The sequence below is a fragment of the Pseudomonas sp. P9_31 genome, assembly GCF_034008235.1.
In the GTDB taxonomy this organism is placed as follows: Bacteria; Pseudomonadota; Gammaproteobacteria; order Pseudomonadales; family Pseudomonadaceae; genus Aquipseudomonas.
The window spans coordinates 2421156-2438184 of sequence record NZ_CP125375.1; the positions used below are offsets into that span (position 1 = coordinate 2421156).

The window sequence follows — 17029 nt, forward strand, 5'->3', positions numbered from 1 at the left end:
CTTGAGAAATCCCCGACTTTTCTTACGATAAATCAAGAAGTTAGGAATTGAAGAGGCCTGCATGGGTCGGCAGCTTGTATTGCACCACACAAAAACAAGACCCCGATCCTATGCAGGCCATCCGATTCTTACACAGCGCGCTCGCCCAAGCACTTCCCACTGTCCATTCTCGTCGTCTGAAAACGTTGATGTGTTGTGTCAGCGCATTACTCCAAGGGCGTCGGCTCACTCTGACGGGGCTTGGCCGATTCATGTCAGGCAAGGCCTACCCCAAACACGCCATCAAACGAGTCGATCGGTTACTGGGTAATCGATATCTGCAAACTGAGCGCTCGCTGTTTTACTGGGTCATGTTGCGAGCCTTGCTGGGGTCGCTGAGACATCCATTGATCCAGGTCGATTGGTCACCGATCGATGCGGCTGGAGAGTTCTTTTTGTTGCGCGCGGTCATTCCTTTGGCAGGACGTTCGTTCCCCATTTATGAGAGCGTTCATGAGCGCGAGGGTTGTCCGAAATATCAAAAACGGTTGCTGCAAACGCTGGCCGAAATGCCCCCCAAAGACTGTGTTCCGATCCTTGTAGCTGATGCAGGCTTTCGCCGGCCATGGATCAACGCCGTCGAGGCGCAAGGCTGGTATAACGTGGGGCGAGTGCGTAACCGGGACCTCTACCGCAACGACGCACACACTTGGCTACCGGTTAAAAACCTCTATGCCCTGGCATCGTCCTCACCGAAATCACTAGGTCGGACCGAGATGACCCAAAGCGCTCCGCACTTCATCCACTTGTACTGCATCAGGCATTCGGCAGAGGGTCGCAAACATCAGCGTGTCACCGGTTCAATCGCCAAAAACAAACTCAGCAGGCAATCGGCCAATCGTGAACGAGAGCCTTGGTTATTGGCCAGCAACCGACCGGAGGATCAATGGAATCCATCGAAAATCGTGGCCATTTACAAGCAGCGTATGCAGATAGAAGAAGGCTTCAGGGATGTAAAAAGCGAGCACTTTGGCGTCGGTGTGACTCGCCATCGGAGTCACTGTCCGTGCCGGACCGAAGTGCTTTTACTGATCTCCGCTTTGGCCAACTACATCTTTTGTTTAACGGGGTTGCAGGCCCGCGAAGCAGGCCATGAACATCGTTTTCAAAGCAACAGCCTTAAACGCCGGCGGGTGTTGTCCCTATGGCGACTGGGCTTGGAATACTGGCGCAGCGGACGCGGCTCAAACTCTCGAAAAACCTTAGAGAGACTTGAGCGCGCGTTGCGGGCCGAGGTACATCACCAGGCGCAGGCGCAGATTTGTGGGGATCCCTCAGAATCCGTCCCCCTTTTCCTTTATAGGTCGCTGCTTTTGTATATCGAACTCGTCGTACTGCGGAGATTGGGGTTTTTTGTCGACGATGACGTAGAGCCAGCCGTCGCGGATCAAGCGAATGCCCAGTGGGCGTGAGGTGGTTTTGTAAGGCATCGCTAGTGCGCTGGATGGGTCGAGTCGTTCGACCAGACCATAGCGTAAAGGGATGAGCTGAATCTTGGCCTTCATCAGGGAGCAACCGCCCATGGCGCACTTACCGTCGTCCCGGCTTTTTGCAACGTTGTTCGGGCTTTTGCCGGTCGATGTGGGCGTCGTCATCCTTGGCTCCTTGGCAGGGTTTCAGCCCGTTCCTGGGCAATCTCAGCGACCCGTTCGAGTCGCAGAGCGGGCGTTTGTTCCGATGGCGTTTTGAGTATCGCATCCAGGTCTGGATGTTCTTCCAGCGCTCGCTCACCGAGAAACCTGTGAATGTTGGCGTAGAGGGTGATGTCGAGCTCGGTGTTGAAGCCTCGATCGTATGAAGTCGAAGCCAATGCATGCAGGTGTTCCCAGCGTTGCTGAGGCGTCGCTTGTGCCTGATAGGACGGAAAGTATTCGTGCATGTGTTCGTCGAGGCGCAGGGCGATGCTGCGAAAATTCACTTCATCCAGTTGTCTGAGTTGCTCGTTGCTCAAGCGGTAGCGTTTGCTGTGGTTCGGCTCAATGGCTTTGCCGGGGCGCTGGTTGATATGCCAGCAGCCCAGTGCCCCGTCGGCGCCGACGACCTGCGAGCAAGGGCCGAACAGGGTAGGGTCCTTGATGCTCTCGCCGTAGTCGAGCAGCGCATGGGCCACGGCCGGATCAGCGACGCGCAGCAGCACTTCCTCACCCTGTGGGTGCATGACGCTGGTCAGCCAGCGAAAATGGTCGACCATGTGTTCCCAGGGTTGATCGCTGAACGCAAGGTAGCCCCATTCCTGGCGAGGCTCAGCCAGAAACTTTGCCAGGATGGGATTGTTCTGCGCTTTTATCTGAACCAGACACGGCGAAACGTCACCCAACTCAGCCCACGGGGTACCGAGGTAGAGTGGCTCGAAAACCGGATTATCCGACCATTGATAAAGGTGTTGAGGCAGTTTCTCGACGCTGACACCATCCAGCAGCAAACCGACGGTGCCATTCCACGGCAGGCCTTGGGGCAACTCATTTTCCAGCGGCCACTCGGACTTAAGCATTTTGCGCCTCCAGTTTGGCCTTCTCGCAAATCGCGCAGATTGGCTTCTTCTGCATCAACGCTTGCCGCTGTGCGGGCACCAACAATTGCCCAGCCTTATCCGCATCCGTCTGCTTCAACGGCCCCGGCAACAATGGCGCCGCCCCCGTCCCACTACCCGGCCCGCCGCCGGAGTTCATGTTGATTACCGGCCCACTCATGGTCACGCCGCTGGCGTCGATCTTGATGAAGCTGCCGCCGCCCTTGAGGGTGAGTTCGCTGCCGGCTTCGAGCACGACTTTCATGCCGCTGCTCAGGTGGATTTCCTGGCCGGCTTCGATGAATTGCCCAGTGCCGACCTTGATGTGCTGGTTGACGCCCACAGTCAGGTGGTCGTTGGCGCGGGTTTCGACTTTGCGGTCTTTGTGGACGGTGTGGTGTTCTTCGGCCTTGAATTCGCTGTAGCTGGTTTGCTCGACGGTGTCGTGACGTTCGTTGCCGACGCGGATTTTCTGGTCGTGTTCGACGTTTTCATCCCAGTCGCGCTGGGCGTGCAGGAAGATCTGTTCCTGGCCTTTTTTGTCTTCGATGCGCAGTTCGTTGTAACCGCCGCCACCGGGGGAACTCATGGTTTTGAAGGTGCTGCGGGTCTTGTTCGCTGGCAGGGCGTAGGGGACGACGTTTTCCTTGTGGTACAGGCAGCCGCTGATCAGCGGTTGGTCGGGGTCGCCTTCCAGGAAACTGACCAGCACTTCCATGCCGATGCGCGGAATGGCGATGCCGCCGTAGTGGGCGCCGGCCCAGGCGGAGGAGACGCGCAGCCAGCAGCTGGTCTTGTCGTCGGCCTGGCCTTCGCGGTCCCAATGGAATTGCACTTTGACGCGGCTGTATTGGGCGCAGTGGATCTCTTCACCCTTGGGCCCGGTGACCACGGCGCTCTGGCTGCCGAGGATCCGTGGCCTGGGGGGGGGCAGCGGCGGGCGGTTGCGGTAGCCCTGATGGAAATCGTCCTTGAGCTGGCTCGTGTCGCTGGCGACCGACTCTTCCAGCACTTGCGGTTGTTTGCCTTCGTGGAGGATTTCGGTCAGCAGCCACAGGTCGTTCCACTTGGCCTTGGGGTGTTGGGTCAGGGCCAGGAAATGGCCGCTGACCAGCAACGGCTGATCGCTTCGGCCTTCGGCCAACTGGAAATCGCTGCGGTGACGCTCGAGGGCGCGTTTGGCCAGGTGCTTTCCGCGTTCGCGGTCGATGAAGCGACCTGGTAATTACAGACGTATTCAAAGGTTTTGTGCGGGACTTTGTTGTGCGGGCAGGGGATGTTAATGTTCGGCCTTTGTCGCATTTTATAAGGATATTTCCAGTGCTACGTCAGCTCGTACTTTCCCTGCCAGCCATGATGTTTTTGGTTGGTTGCGAGGCGGAATCCGGCCCTTTACCAAGCAGCAAGAGCCTTGCCCCAGAGAAAGTCGGGTCCATCGCCACCACTATCGCGAAGAAGTACCCTGATCTTTCCAGCGAACTGCGTGGCAAGGTGCTCAACACCGTCGTGCAGTCCATCGACAATATGGTGTTTGTCGAGGGTGGTCAGTTTGATATGGGGGACTTCGGCTGGATTTGTGAGTATGACGAAAAGGATGTGTGTACCTGGCCTTGCGGGCAAGATCCTGAGCAGCTCTGCAATATCAGCAGGGATGGGAATGATGATTTTGTACATCCAGTAAAACTGAGTAGCTACTATCTCTCAAAGTTTCAGACAACGTTGGGTGATTTTGATTTGTTTTTTATTGCGAATGAAAAGCCGCTATTTGATGAGAAGTACCGCAGCCGGACAGATTTGCAGTTCCGTTATCAACCAAACTTACCTGCCCCGACTCAAGGCTGGCAAGAGGCCAAAGACTATTGCGAATGGATAGGTCTGCTGAGTGGTTACGCTGTGGACTTACCTACTGAAGCTCAATGGGAATATGCGGCTCGTAGTCGTGGTCAACATTTACTATTTCCTACAGACAATGGCAGTCTGAACTACGGAAAAAACTTCCCTGTAGAAGATGAAGGAAATAATTTCCCTGTCAATCGGTTTGCCCCTAATTCATTAGGCATATATGGTCTTTCGGGAAATTCGACGGATTGGGTAAATGATTGGTATGGTGAAGATTACTATAAGAACTCACCTCTTGAAAATCCGCAGGGGCCAGATTTCGGTAAGGAAAAAATCAGAAGGGGTTCTACCATATTAGAAAGCTCTTTGTCAGCGGCTCCTATAGTTCGACGCTGGGCAGTAGAGCCTCTCCATAGTCGCCATTCCGGCGGTACTAGTTTTCGCTGTGCTATTCAGTCGGATAAAAAGTTGTAACTAATAAAAGGCGCCTTAGCGCCTTTTATTTTGATCCCTTCTTAAGCTAAACCGTCAAACAGGTTGCTGCGTCGAGCCGCGACCAAGACACTCTCTTTGCGCCAGGGTAACCCTGGAGTCCAGGCCAACATACCGTCGGACATTAAAGTTGACTCGCCATTAATTGCTAAAGTCCCGATAAAATTATTGAGCTCTCGTTGCTCGTTTCCATCAAGTAATGCGTTTATACGATTTAAACTCTCCATCGCTTTAACTTTGTTGCCTTTCTCCGAGCAATGCTCCAATACCTCTATGAAGTGTCGCCAGCTGCGTAAATGAGACAGCAAAAGAACGACTGCTTTTTCCTGCTCTTCTGCCCAGCTTTCAACAAAGCTCTCAGTTAGCAGATACAGCATCGGTCCAATAGTTTCTGGAGGTAGCATCTTCAATGGGATTTTTTTGCCATTCACGTCGACTGATTGCCTGCTGAGCAAATATTTCGCCAACTTTTGGGCTTCTTGTTTGGTCGCTTCCCGCTCTTGCCACCAGGCCCTCATATCTTCTGCCCCTTTCGCAAATGCCTTGCTTGCTACTTCTCCAGGGTGTGTTGCTATTTTAAATAGCCCGGTGGCCATGTAGGCAAATGCTTCCTTCGATACTGCGAGTTGGTAACGGAAGTCCGCTTTAGATAGGGCGTTGCAAAAAATAAATGCGAGATTCCCAATCTGTTCCAAATCCACTGTTGTACCAAAACCGCCTCCAGCCCCCGGGCCAAATACCAGACTTGCCTTGCAGTTGATCGCCAAGCGATCCGCGTTGATTTCAATGCCGAAATCAAAACTTGCTCCAATGCCAAGCGCCACATTGCCTTCAGTCTTGATCTCAACCAGACTCGCCCAATCCGTACTCCCACTGTCATTCGCCTGACCCGCTACAATCTTGCCGCCACCTTGCTTAGCCGGATCAAGCCACTTCAGCGTCCCGGTGACAATACCGCCACCTTGCACGCCGGCAAAGGCGTTGCCCTTCAAACCTACGGCACCGCCACGCTTTTTATCCACCGCCATACTGGGCGTACTGAGCAACGCCGTCGCGCCCGAGGCTTCAACTTCCTTGGGTTTGTACTGTGCTTTGACGCCGGCCTGACCTTGTGCCGTCGCACCGACGAAACAGGATAGTTCTACCTTGCCGTCAAGACGGAAGATGCCGATGTCGCTCACCACTTCCTTGCCTTCGGCGTTGCGGTAAGGCATTCGCACGACATAGCCGCCCTGATCGGGAAAGAAGCTCTTGAGGGCGGCCGAGCCTTCGGCCAACGAAATCGCAGCACTGCCCTTGACGCCCACTTCGATGTTGCCCTTGCGAGGTTCCCAGCTGTTGATACCGGCGCTGGCTGTGGCGGCGAAACGGAAGGCGTGGGCTTCGGCGGAGACTGCGTATTTAGCTGAGTCTGCCTGGTTGGAAGTCCACGAACATTCTTTATGCAGCGCATTAAGCAAATTGTCGTCCTTGCTCGTCCAGCTCGTAAATTTGGCTTCCAGACCGCCTAGGGGGCTGGTCTTACGGCTTTCATTGACGGCGGACTTGATGTCCTTGAACAGCTCTTTAGCCAGGTTTTTATCGAGCGGCTTGCCCTGCATTACCTTCGTGCTGACCTTCACTTTCCAGTCAAGCTGTTCCCGGTAACTCATCGGTATGTAGTGCCGGCGGCTTGGGTCGCTGAACGAGATGACTTCGATGACGGTAATGCCCGTTTTTACTTGCCGACCCTTTTGGCTTTCGGTGGTTTTCCCTTTGCCATGCTTGATGTCCGGCGCAGCGTTGTTGGCGCTGGTGGAACTGTCGCCGGCTTCGGCCTTTCCTTGCGCTGCGATTTTGGTTCGCAGGGATTCAATCTCGGCGTTCAATTCGAGTACTTTTTTGGCTTGCAGCTGTTTCCAGTTGCTCTCCAGGTAGTTGCCTCCAAGCGAAACCTTCGGCGTATAACGCTGATACCAGTCACGTGCCTTCTGCACCGTTGCCAACTGACCTTGCAAGTCTTCTTTGCGCGTAACCGCCTTAGCGGTCGCTTTTTCCGGCGGTGGCTCAGATCGCTGTACCAGGCCGGCATCTTCGGCCTTGGCGTTCCAGGCGTCTTTGACACAGCGCGAGCAGGCGCAACTGGTCTGAGGATTTGATGCCTTGGTGCATTTGCTAGCTTCGGTGGCTTTGGCCAGGTTCTGGTGCAGCTCGTCCATGAGTTTTTTGACGAGGTCAGTCTGCGTTTTGAGTGTTTTTGACTCTTTTTCCGTCAGAACGTAAAAGGTGTCTTCACCGGTGATATGCACCACGTCCACCAGTTCGTCCTTGCATTGGGCTTCGCCCTTGACGCTGGTGGTGCTCTGGTTGTCCGCATGCTTGGGCGGCGGCAACACTTTAGCGGCTGGTAACTGCAACACCCAACCGGCTTTGATGTGGTTGGGGTCAGTGATATTAGGGTTAAGTGCCCGTAGATCCGCCACTGTACATTTGTTAACGCTGGCAATATTGCTGAGGGTATCGCCGCTTTTGACGGTATAGGTGTTACTCATTGCTCATCGTCCTTGTGATTCAGAGGCTTTCCAGCTGAGTCAATTTTTCACCCAGCGCCACGTCGTTACGAGCCAGAAGTTCGGCATCCGGGGCGTTTGCCCAAAAGGAGTCTCCACGGCTTATGGCGAGGCGTAGCCAGCGCTCCTGATCTGCCATCTGTTGGTAGCCTGCTTGTTGTCCGGCCAGCAATTGACGATGTACAAACTCGACGGTGTCTTCGGCAGGCAACACTTCGCGATAGTCCTCGGCAAAGCGTGCTGCAATGACCTTCAATCGACCTTGCTCAATCGATTCTTCGCGCTCTGGACTCAGGTACAGCCAAGCGGGCGGTTGCAGTTCGGCCGCTGGACTCTGGGGCGCCCTGGCGTAATACCGCCAGCCCATTTCGTTACGCCAGGCCATGCCGGTGAATGGCCCGATAAACTGGGCACGCTCAGTTTCATTGAGGCAGCGCAGCAGGGGCTCCAACCAACGTGGATCGAAAAACCGCATCATTTGTTGCGGCGCGTCGTCGGTGCGCACAGTGAGCAGGCTTCGCCAGTGTTCAACCCCGTTATCCAAGGCTTGCTCATTGCTCAGCCAAGCCACGCAGCCGGCGTCGGACTGCTCCAGCAAGGCACTGGCATATGCCGTCGAGTCGCCTTTTGCAGGGCACACGACAACGTAGGGTCCAGCAGGTTGAAGTTCGGCATATGGCGTATTGAGGAACAGTGGAATACACCGAGGGCGAGATTGTTCGTCACCTTGAAACAGACGTGTCAGCAAATCCTCATCAAAGCTACCATCCAGAATCAGGCACATGGTGCCCGGTGACGCAGGTCGTTCGAACGGCGAAGTAATCGAGTCCATCATGCTGTTTTACCCGGCTGGTGAATGGGGCAATGGCCGGAAGCATCGAGGTGGCACGAAGGGGTAGGTAGTAGCACCCCCGTTTTTGCTTGCGCTTTATACGACGCAAGGGAAGGCGCAACGACCTGCCCGGCCTTATCCGCATCCGCCTGCTTCAACGGCCCCGGCAACAATGGCGCCGCCCCCGTCCCGTTCCCCGCACTCCCCCCGGAGTTCATGTTGATCACCGGCCCACTCATGGTCACGCCGCTTGCATCAATCTTGATGAAGCTTCCACCACCAATCAGGGTCAGTTCACTGCCGGCTTCGAGCACGACTTTCATGCCGCTGCTCAGGTGGATTTCCTGGCCGGCTTCGATGAACTGGCCGGTGCCGACCTTGATGTGCTGGTTGACGCCCACGGTCAGGTGGTCGTTGGCGCGGGTTTCGACTTTGCGGTCTTTGTGGACGGTGTGGTGTTCTTCGGCCTTGAATTCGCTGTAGCTGTTTTGCTCGACGGTGTCGTGGCGTTCGTTGCCGACGCGGATTTTCTGGTCGTGCTCGACGTTCTCGTCCCAGTCGCGCTGGGCGTGCAGGAAGATCTGTTCCTGGCCCTTTTTGTCTTCGATGCGCAGTTCGTTGTAACCGCCGCCACCCGGAGAGCTTAGGGTTTTGAAGGTGCTGCGGGTCTTGTTCGCTGGCAGGGCGTACGGGACGACGTTTTCCTTGTGGTACAGGCAGCCGCTGATCAGCGGTTGGTCGGGGTCGCCCTCCAGGAAACTGACCAGCACTTCCATGCCGATGCGCGGGATGGCGATGCCGCCGTAGTGGGCACCGGCCCAGGCGGAGGAGACGCGCAGCCAGCAGCTGGTCTTGTCGTCGGCCTGGCCTTCGCGGTCCCAATGGAATTGCACTTTGACGCGGCCGTATTGGTCGCAGTGGATTTCTTCGCCCTTGGGCCCGGTGACCACGGCGCTCTGGCTGCCGAGGATGCGTGGTTTGGGGTGGTTCAGCGGCGGGCGGTTCGGCACGTCCCAGGGGGTGGCCTGGAAGCGGTTGCGGTAGCCCTGGTGGAAATCGTCCTTGAGGTTAGTCGTGTTGCTGGTGACCGACTCTTCCAGCACTTGCGGCTGTTTGCCTTCGTGGAGGATTTCGGTCAGCAGCCAGAGGTCGTTCCACTTGGCCTTGGGGTGTTGGGTCAGGGCCAGGAAGTGGCCGCTGACCAGCAACGGCTGATCGCTTCGGCCTTCGGCCAACTGGAAGTCGCTGCGGTGACGCTCGAGGGCGCGTTTGGCCAGGTGCTTGCCGCGTTCGCGGTCGATGAAGCGGCCGGGGTAGTCGTAGTCTTCGAGGTCGGGCAGGGCGTCGCCACGGTTTTCGCTTTCCAGTTTCAGGCGCGGTTTTTCGAAGTCGTAGTCGCGGCGGGTGGTGCGGCTGGTGCGGGTTTCCAGGCGCAGGTCGAAGCGCTTGATCACCGGGTCGTTGGCGACCATGCCGGAGTCTTGCTGGTAGGCCACGGGCGCGAGTTTCGGGAACACCGTCTGGTCATCGCCGAACACCAGCTTGTGGGCCGTGGCGCTGTGCTGGAAGTGGTAGTGGATACCTTCTTCCTCGCACAGGCGCTGGATGAATTGCAGGTCCGATTCATCGTACTGAACGCAGTAAATGCGCTCGGGATAGATCGCCCCGACTTTGAATGCGTAGGCGTTGCTCTGGATGCCATGCTCTTCGAGGACCATGCCGACGATTTTCGGCACGGTGAGGTTCTGGAAGATGCGTTGGTTGATGCGGTGCGCCAGGTAAGACAGCTGCGGACGCAGGGTCACGGCGTAGCGGGTCAGGCGTTTGCCTGAATCGCCCTGGGCGGCGCGATAGATCTGGCCATGAATGCCGCTACCATCAGGCGAGAGCTGCAAGAAGGCCGGTTTGTGCAATAGCGTTTCGAGGTCCAGGGACGGCTGCTCACTGACCAGCTCCACCTCAAACACAAAAGGTTGGCTGATGGCTTCCCGACCTTGCAGGGCAAGGACCTGGAGATCGTTTTCCAGACCTTCGACGGTCAGGGCAAAGTGGGTTTGATTGGCCGGCGCGAACATCCCTTGTTCCTCGTGCAGTGCTGCGGCGCACGCCTGCCCCCAAACGGGCGCTTGCGGACGCGAAAATTCCTGGAAGGCGCAAATGACATCGACCAGCAGAGCTGGCCGATGTTTGGAACCGTCAGCCGCGATTAAGCGACTGGAACACGCCAGTCATCGGAACCCGAAGTACCGGATACTTCGTGGGTCCAGGTGATTTTGCGGTAGGTGAATTGCACTTCTTCCAGGTGCGTGAAGTGCGAGTTCGACGGATCCTGGCAGTTGTGCATTTTGTTGTTGATGGCGACGATGATCGCGTCTTCCAGTTTGGTGGTGTAGTAGTGCTCTTGGGTACCTTGAGCCGAAGTGCGGTACCACTGGATAACGATTTCGCTCATGCGCTCGCCGGAGGTCAGCGCCGCTTGCAGCAGTGGCGAGGACTTGTCGTAGACCTTGGTGATCACGACTGGCTTGTGTACACGCTGACCGGTCGGTTGGCCGGACTGTGGGTCACGCGGGATGATCACGTCGTGGCTGAAAGCCTGAACCATGACCTGGTCTTCGTGACCTTCCTGATAGGTGTTGCCAACGGAGTCGGCGGTGAACGCGCCGGCAGTGATCAGGCCTTGTTTTTCGCCGGTAACCGACATGTACGCTGGTGTTGCCATGGGGTGCTCTCCTTGCGGATAAATTTAAGGTGCCCGGGAGGCGGTATCGCCCGGTGGGTGCCTGACAGTTATCAAGGATCGTGCCAGAAATGATTAAGTCTATATAAATCAGATGGTTGCGGATGTTTTTAGAGCGCTGAAAGGATTTTCGGCAAGGATCACCTGAAAAAGTGCGCAAGAAGTTGCGCAGTGGTGCGCAACTTCTTGCGCACTTGGCTGGAGGGCTTTGTTTACAAGGCCTGTAGCGCTTTTAGAGGGCGTTTTTGAGAAACGACTGCGCAACTTCTTGCGCATCAAGGCTATGAGCCATCACTCGGACAATGGGCGCAACGAACAGCGCTGCCCTTTACTCCAAGGCGCTGTTGGCGAAGCTGGGGTAAGCCCAGATAGCCAGCGGGTCGAATTTTATGTGGCGAGCGAGCGAGCTTGCTCGCGCTGGGTTGCGTAGCGGCCCCAAAATTCTGCGTACGAGCGGAGACTTTGTGAGTGCTACGCACTCAAGCGGGAGCAAGCTCCCTCGCCACAAAGTGTGTTTGACTGAGAACTCTTTGGGTCAATTCAGATTCGGCAATCCCAACGCCGCAAAACATTCCTCAATCGACCGTCGCTGCGTCTGCGCATACAGCCCCAGCTCATCAATCGTCGCACGCCCCAAGGCCTTCTCGAACGCTTGCTGGTTGGAATGCACGCCATAGTGGGCTTGCGCCGCATCCCCCAGGTTCGACTGAAAAATCCCCGCCGCACTGACCGGTAAAAAGTCTTCGTACACCAGCGGCTCAACCCGCACATACCCGTCACGGAGCAAATCCTCCAGCGACGCGCCTTTCAGCCCATCCGCCGCCAGGCTTTTTTCCGTCACGAAGTAGCGAAAGTACGCCAGTTCCTGTTGGCGCATCTCCTCGACGGTGTCAGGAAACTCACCAAAGTGCTGCGTCATTAGCGCGTTGTAGCGTGCGGCATTGGCCTCGTTGGGGAACTCCTTGAGTTCATCCCGGGCAGCGTTGAGCAAACGGTCGTAAAGCGCCCGGCCTTTGGGGGTGAGCGCCGCGCCGCGTTGCTCGATTTCACCGAAACGGGCGCTATGGCTGCCACGAGTTTCGGCCTGATCGGTAAAAGCAATCGGCTCGTCCAGCGCCTTGAAGCTGGTTTGACGCAGCAGGATCGGGCATTGGCGGCGGGGCGGGCCTTCGATCACCGCTTTGGGGGTGATGCCGTGGGCGGGCATTTGCGCCTGGACGATGTCGATGTCCAGGGTGCGTGGTGTCAGGTGGTTGATGTGCGGGCCTTTGAACGCCACCACGTCGGCGATCAGTCGATGCTGGGCGCTGAGTCGTTTGTATTGCTCGGCGGTGACGGTGGCGCTGTGGTGCCAGCGGAAGGTTTCCAGCGCCTGCGCGACGAAATCCTGCGCCTCGTATTCGCTCAGGCCGCCCTGGGTTTCAGCGCGTTCGATGAGGGTCAATGCCGCCGGGGTGAAGATCGAACGCGAGTCCAGCACCGACTGGGCAAAGGCCCGCAGTTCGGCGTCTTCGATCAGTTCCAGGCGCAGCAGCGAGGTGAACACCCGGAACGGACTGACCTGCAATGCCGCCTCATGCACGGCACGGAACGCGGTGGAATGCACCGGCACGCCGGCCGGGGTCAGGTCGTAATAGCCCACCGGTTGCATGCCCATCACCGCGAACAGGCGGGCGAGGGTCGCCAGTTCGGCGGCGGTGCCGACGCGGATCGCACCGTGGCGCTCCAGGTCCAGCCGCTGGATTTCACCGGTGCTGTGCAGCTGTCGGGCGATTTGCGGGTCGCTGTCCAGCACGTGGCGGTTGGTCTGCTCCACCAGTTCCATCAGCGCGCCGTACAGCGGCACTTCTTCGCGGTACATGTCGGACATCGCTTTGGAGAAGCGTTGGCGGATCAGGTCGGGGCTGACGAAGTTCGGGAGGCTCATGAAAAAATTCCTGGCGCAGTGACATAACGGATGCCGGAAAAGATCGCAGCCTTCGGCGGCGCCGACAAACGAAGTTTCTGACGAACTTCATTCTGCCAAGGACTGTTCTTGCCACTTGGGCTGTTCGGTCAACGCAGCACTTGATCCACCAATTCGATCCAGTGCCTGACTGGCGTTCGTCCGGCGCTGTTGAGGTGGCTCTGGCAGCCGATGTTGGCGGTGGCGATGATTTCGGGGTGGCCGCTTTCCAGAGCGTTGAGTTTGTTGTCGCGCAGTTGCCGGGCCAGTTCCGGTTGGGTGATCGAATAGGTTCCCGCCGAGCCGCAACACAAATGACTGTCGGGCACTGCCGTGAGATTGAAGCCCAGCCGGGTCAGAACCGCCTCGATTGCGCCACCGAGTTTCTGTGCATGCTGCAAGGTGCAGGGGCAGTGGAAGGCGATCCGTCGGTCGGTGGCGGCGCAGACCTGTTCCAAAGGCTCATCGGCCAGCACTTGCACCAGATCCAGCGCCTGTTCACTGACCCGCCGGGCCTTGGCCGCATAGACCGGATCGCGCTCCAGCAAATGCCCGTAATCCTTGATGAATGCGCCACAGCCGCTGGCGGTTTGCACGATGGCTTCGGCACCGTTTTCCAGGTGCGGCCACCAGGCGTCGATGTTGCGTCGGGCGCGGTCCAGGCCCATGGCTTGGGCGTCGAGGTGATAGTCCAGCGCGCCGCAGCACCCCGCTTCAGGTGCCGGAATCACGCTGATCCCCAACCGATCCAGCACTCGCGCCGTCGCAGCATTGGTGTTCGGCGAGAGGCCGGGTTGCACGCAGCCTTCGAGCATCAACACCCGGCGAGCGTGCCGAGGGGCAGGGCGCTCGCCGGTGTCGGGGAGGTCGTGGGGTAACTTCGCCTCGACGCCCCGTGGCAGCAACGGCCGGAATGTGGCGCCGATTTGCAGCAAGGTCCTGAACAGATTTGGATTCGGCGCCAGTGCCCGCAGCCCCTGACGCAGCAGCCGCTGACCGGCCGGGCGCGGCACCGCTTGATCGATCACGGCGCGGCCAATGTCCAGCAGGTTGTGATAGTCCACTCCGGACGGGCAGGTGGTTTCGCAGTTGCGGCACGACAGGCAGCGATCCAGGTGCAACTGGGCTTTGGCCGTGGCGGGAGCGCCTTCGAGCACTTGTTTGATCAGGTAGATGCGCCCGCGCGGCCCGTCCAGTTCGTCGCCCAGCAGTTGATAGGTCGGGCAGGTCGCGTTGCAGAACCCGCAATGCACGCAGGTGCGCAGAATCTTGTCCGCTTCTTCGGCGCGGGGCAGTTGCCGGGACTGTTCGCTGAGGTTGGTTTGCATTGAGAACGCCCCCCTAGAACTCCGCGTACATCCGGCCGGGATTGAACAGCCCTTGCGGGTCCAGTTGCGCCTTGAGTTGCCGGTGATAGCGCAGCAGCGCCGGGGCCAGCGGCTGGAAAGGCGTGTCGCTGACGCCATGGCTGAAACAGGTGGCGTGGCCGCCGAGTTCATGGGCCAGTGATTGAATATTGTCGGCCGCGGATTTCAACCAGCGTTGCGCGCCGCCCCAGTCGATCAGTTGCTCACTGGGCATGTCCAGAGGCCCGAGGTTATTGGGCAACGACAAGCGCCACAGCGGCAGGCCCTCATTGAAAAAGTCTAGCCGTTGTTCGTTCAGGTCGGCCCAATAACCGGAATCCAGCGGTTCGCCGCCGAGCCGTTGATGGGCAGCCGCCACCGACCCTTCGCCGCCTTCCAGGCGCAGGTACAAACGCTGGCCGTCATGGCTGGCGGCGCTGATGGGCAGCGGTTGCTGGCCCCATTGCGCCAGATTGGCCAAGGCGCGGGCGCAGTCGATGCCCAGGCTGATGCTCAGGCATTGCCGGGGTTTGGGCAGTACCTTGAGCGAGACTTCGGTCAGCACGCCGAGGCAGCCATAACTGCCGACCATCAGGCGCGAAAGGTCGTAGCCGGCGACGTTTTTCATCACTTCGCCGCCAAAGCGCAGGTGGGTGCCGAGGCCGCTGATCATCCGTGTACCGAGGACAAAATCCCGCACCGAGCCGGACCACGGCCGCCGTGGCCCGGACAACCCCGCCGCGATCATCCCGCCGACGGTGGCGCCTTCGCCGAACGACGGTGGCTCGCAGGGCAGCATTTGCCCCGCCGCATCCAGTGCTGCAAACAGCTCGCGGAGCGGCGTGCCGGCGCGAACGCTGATCACCAGTTCCGTCGGGTCATAGCTGACGATGCCACGATGGGCGCGGGTATCGAGCACTTCGCCGGCGACCTCGCGACCGAGAAACGCCTTGGTATTGCCGCCCTGAATGCGCAGCGGCGTGGCGTTTTCCCGCGCCTGTTTGACCTGCTCCAGCAGGGCTTCACTGGCATCGAAGTCCGGCATCAGAAACGCTCCAGCTCAGGGAACGGCAGTTCTCCTGCGTGGATGTGCATCGCGCCAAATTCCGCGCAGCGGTGCAGGGTCGGGATGTTCTTGCCGGGGTTGAGCAGACCCTTTGGGTCGAACGCGGCTTTCACGGCGTGAAACAGGGTCAACTCGTCACTGTTGAACTGCGCGCACATCTGGTTGATTTTCTCCCGGCCGACGCCGTGCTCGCCGGTGATGCTGCCGCCGACTTTCACGCACAGTTCGAGGATCTTGCCGCCAAGGGCTTCGGCCCGTTCCAGCTCGCCGGGCTGGTTGGCGTCGAACAGGATCAGCGGGTGCATATTGCCGTCCCCGGCGTGGAACACGTTGGCCACCCGTAAGCCATATTCTTGCGCCAGATTGGCGATGCCCTGAAGCACGCCGGGCAGTTCGCGGCGGGGGATGGTGCCGTCCATGCAGTAGTAATCGGGCGAGAGGCGGCCGATGGCCGGGAAGGCGTTCTTGCGCCCGGCCCAGAACCGCACGCGCTCGGCCTCGTCCCGGGCCTGGCGCACCTCGCTGGCGCCGGCCTGTTGCAGCACCTCGCGGACTCGTTCGCAGTCGTCGTGGACATCGGCTTCGACACCGTCCAGTTCGCACAGCAGGATCGCCTCGGCGTCCACCGGGTAACCGGCGTGGATGAAGTCTTCAGCGGCACGGATCGCCAGGTTGTCCATCATCTCCAGGCCTCCCGGGATGATCCCGGCGGCGATGATCTCGGCCACCGCGCGGCCGGCCTTTTCCACCGAATCGAAACTGGCCAGCAGGACTTTGGCGACCTGGGGTTTGGGCAGCAGTTTGACCGTGACTTCGGTGATGATCCCCAGCAAGCCTTCGGAGCCGGTGAACAGCGCCAGCAGGTCGAACCCCGGCGCGTCCAGCGAATCCGCGCCGAGGGTCAGGTGTTCGCCTTCAAGGGTCAATATTTCGAGTTTGAGCAGGTTGTGCACGGTCAGGCCGTACTTGAGGCAATGCACGCCGCCGGCGTTTTCCGCGACGTTGCCACCGATGGAGCAGGCGATTTGCGAGGACGGATCAGGCGCGTAATACAAACCGAACGGTGCCGCTGCCTGGGATATCGCCAGGTTGCGCACCCCCGGCTGGACTCGTGCGGTGCGGGCGGCAGGGTCGATGTGCAGGATGTTGTTGAACCGCACCATCACCAGCAGCACGCCTTTGTCCAGCGGCAGCGCACCACCGGACAACCCGGTGCCGGCCCCACGCGCCACCACCGGCACATTCCGGGCATGGCAGAGCTTGAGCAGCGCCTGCACCTGTTGCAGATGCCGGGGCAGGGCCACCAGCATCGGCGTGGTGCGATAGGCCGAGAGACCGTCGCATTCGTAGGGTTTGAGCTCTTCTTCGCGCCAGAGGATGTCCAGGTCTGGCACCTCCTGTTGCAAGGCCTTGAGCAGCGCGGCCTTGTCGACATTGGGCAGAACACCGTCGATGCGTTCGTCGTAAAGAATGTTCATCGTCGCGATCCGTTCATTTCGCGAACCTCTGTGGCGAGGGGGCAACCTTCAATGCCGGTGGGTTAAAGTGCGAAACCTGTGGGAGCGGGCTTGCTCGCGAAGGCGGTGCGTCAGTCGACATCAAGGCTGGATGTGCCGCCGTCTTCGCGAGCAAGCCCGCTCCCACATGAGTTGCGCAAGCCCTCTGGCCACAG

11 protein-coding genes and 2 pseudogenes are annotated in these 17029 nt (G+C 58.7%); 2 read left to right on the top strand and 11 right to left on the bottom strand.

Annotation, left to right across the window (positions count from 1 at the left end):
• Positions 1 to 110: 110 nt before the first annotated feature.
• Positions 111 to 1289 (top strand): annotated as a pseudogene (locus QMK51_RS10890) (IS4 family transposase); the annotation flags it as partial.
• Positions 1290 to 1313: 24 nt separating this feature from the next.
• Here the strand turns inward: QMK51_RS10890 and QMK51_RS10895 are convergent.
• From QMK51_RS10895 to tssI (QMK51_RS10905), 3 genes and pseudogenes are all read right to left on the bottom strand, one after another.
• Entirely contained in the window at positions 1314 to 1634 is a 321-nt protein-coding gene (locus QMK51_RS10895; RefSeq protein WP_320394027.1) for a toxin VasX, read from the bottom strand.
• Positions 1631 to 2530 carry a DUF4123 domain-containing protein gene (locus QMK51_RS10900; protein ID WP_320394028.1) on the bottom strand — a complete coding sequence of 300 codons (900 nt, stop codon included), beginning with the start codon at positions 2528 to 2530 and terminating at the stop codon, positions 1631 to 1633. The genes QMK51_RS10895 and QMK51_RS10900 overlap by 4 nt, the downstream gene beginning before the upstream one ends.
• Positions 2523 to 3770 (bottom strand): annotated as a pseudogene (tssI, locus tag QMK51_RS10905) (type VI secretion system tip protein TssI/VgrG); the annotation flags it as partial. The pseudogene tssI (QMK51_RS10905) and the gene QMK51_RS10900, both read right to left, overlap by 8 nt.
• Before the next feature lie 98 nt (positions 3771 to 3868).
• On the opposite strand from tssI (QMK51_RS10905), the gene QMK51_RS10910 reads away from it, so the two are divergent.
• The gene (locus tag QMK51_RS10910) at positions 3869 to 4861 is read left to right on the top strand and encodes a formylglycine-generating enzyme family protein (protein ID WP_320394029.1); all 993 of its coding nucleotides are present in this window, start codon (positions 3869 to 3871) and stop codon (positions 4859 to 4861) included.
• A gap of 41 nt (positions 4862 to 4902) precedes the next feature.
• Here QMK51_RS10910 and QMK51_RS10915 read toward each other — a convergent pair whose 3' ends face one another.
• From QMK51_RS10915 to glcD, 8 genes are all read right to left on the bottom strand, one after another.
• Entirely contained in the window at positions 4903 to 7410 is a 2508-nt protein-coding gene (locus QMK51_RS10915) for a LysM domain-containing protein (RefSeq protein ID WP_320394030.1), read from the bottom strand.
• Positions 7411 to 7429: 19 nt separating this feature from the next.
• Positions 7430 to 8263: a DUF4123 domain-containing protein gene (locus tag QMK51_RS10920; protein ID WP_320394031.1), complete on the bottom strand. Its 834-nt coding sequence runs from the start codon at positions 8261 to 8263 to the stop codon at positions 7430 to 7432.
• Positions 8260 to 10335, bottom strand: a complete 2076-nt coding sequence (gene tssI / locus QMK51_RS10925) for a type VI secretion system tip protein TssI/VgrG (protein ID WP_320394032.1) — start codon at positions 10333 to 10335, stop codon at positions 8260 to 8262. The genes QMK51_RS10920 and tssI (QMK51_RS10925) overlap by 4 nt, the downstream gene beginning before the upstream one ends.
• A 131-nt stretch (positions 10336 to 10466) precedes the next feature.
• Positions 10467 to 10982 carry an Hcp family type VI secretion system effector gene (locus QMK51_RS10930; protein ID WP_007900657.1) on the bottom strand — a complete coding sequence of 172 codons (516 nt, stop codon included), beginning with the start codon at positions 10980 to 10982 and terminating at the stop codon, positions 10467 to 10469.
• 553 nt (positions 10983 to 11535) lie between these two features.
• Entirely contained in the window at positions 11536 to 12927 is a 1392-nt protein-coding gene (locus QMK51_RS10935) for a VOC family protein (protein WP_320394033.1), read from the bottom strand.
• 128 nt (positions 12928 to 13055) lie between these two features.
• Positions 13056 to 14273: a glycolate oxidase subunit GlcF gene (gene glcF / locus QMK51_RS10940; RefSeq protein WP_320394034.1), complete on the bottom strand. Its 1218-nt coding sequence runs from the start codon at positions 14271 to 14273 to the stop codon at positions 13056 to 13058.
• 13 nt (positions 14274 to 14286) lie between these two features.
• Complete coding sequence (glcE, locus tag QMK51_RS10945) at positions 14287 to 15336, bottom strand: glycolate oxidase subunit GlcE (protein ID WP_320394035.1); 1050 nt, start codon at positions 15334 to 15336, stop codon at positions 14287 to 14289.
• Positions 15336 to 16835, bottom strand: coding sequence for a glycolate oxidase subunit GlcD (glcD, locus tag QMK51_RS10950; protein ID WP_320394036.1), 1500 nt, complete (start codon positions 16833 to 16835; stop codon positions 15336 to 15338). Before glcD ends, glcE begins: the two co-directional genes overlap by 1 nt.
• Between the last annotated feature and the right edge of the window lie 194 nt (positions 16836 to 17029).

Excerpts from the sequence above, each read along its gene's own strand:
- QMK51_RS10895 (WP_320394027.1), bottom strand. The coding sequence starts at position 1,634 with ATGACGACGCCCACATCGACCGGCAAAAGCCCGAACAACGTTGCAAAA.
- QMK51_RS10900 (WP_320394028.1), bottom strand. The coding sequence starts at position 2,530 with ATGCTTAAGTCCGAGTGGCCGCTGGAAAATGAGTTGCCCCAAGGCCTG.
- QMK51_RS10915 (WP_320394030.1), bottom strand. The coding sequence starts at position 7,410 with ATGAGTAACACCTATACCGTCAAAAGCGGCGATACCCTCAGCAATATT.
- QMK51_RS10920 (WP_320394031.1), bottom strand. The coding sequence starts at position 8,263 with ATGATGGACTCGATTACTTCGCCGTTCGAACGACCTGCGTCACCGGGC.
- tssI (WP_320394032.1), bottom strand. The coding sequence starts at position 10,335 with ATGTTCGCGCCGGCCAATCAAACCCACTTTGCCCTGACCGTCGAAGGT.
- QMK51_RS10930 (WP_007900657.1), bottom strand. The coding sequence starts at position 10,982 with ATGGCAACACCAGCGTACATGTCGGTTACCGGCGAAAAACAAGGCCTG.
- QMK51_RS10935 (WP_320394033.1), bottom strand. The coding sequence starts at position 12,927 with ATGAGCCTCCCGAACTTCGTCAGCCCCGACCTGATCCGCCAACGCTTC.
- glcF (WP_320394034.1), bottom strand. The coding sequence starts at position 14,273 with ATGCAAACCAACCTCAGCGAACAGTCCCGGCAACTGCCCCGCGCCGAA.
- glcE (WP_320394035.1), bottom strand. The coding sequence starts at position 15,336 with ATGCCGGACTTCGATGCCAGTGAAGCCCTGCTGGAGCAGGTCAAACAG.
- glcD (WP_320394036.1), bottom strand. The coding sequence starts at position 16,835 with ATGAACATTCTTTACGACGAACGCATCGACGGTGTTCTGCCCAATGTC.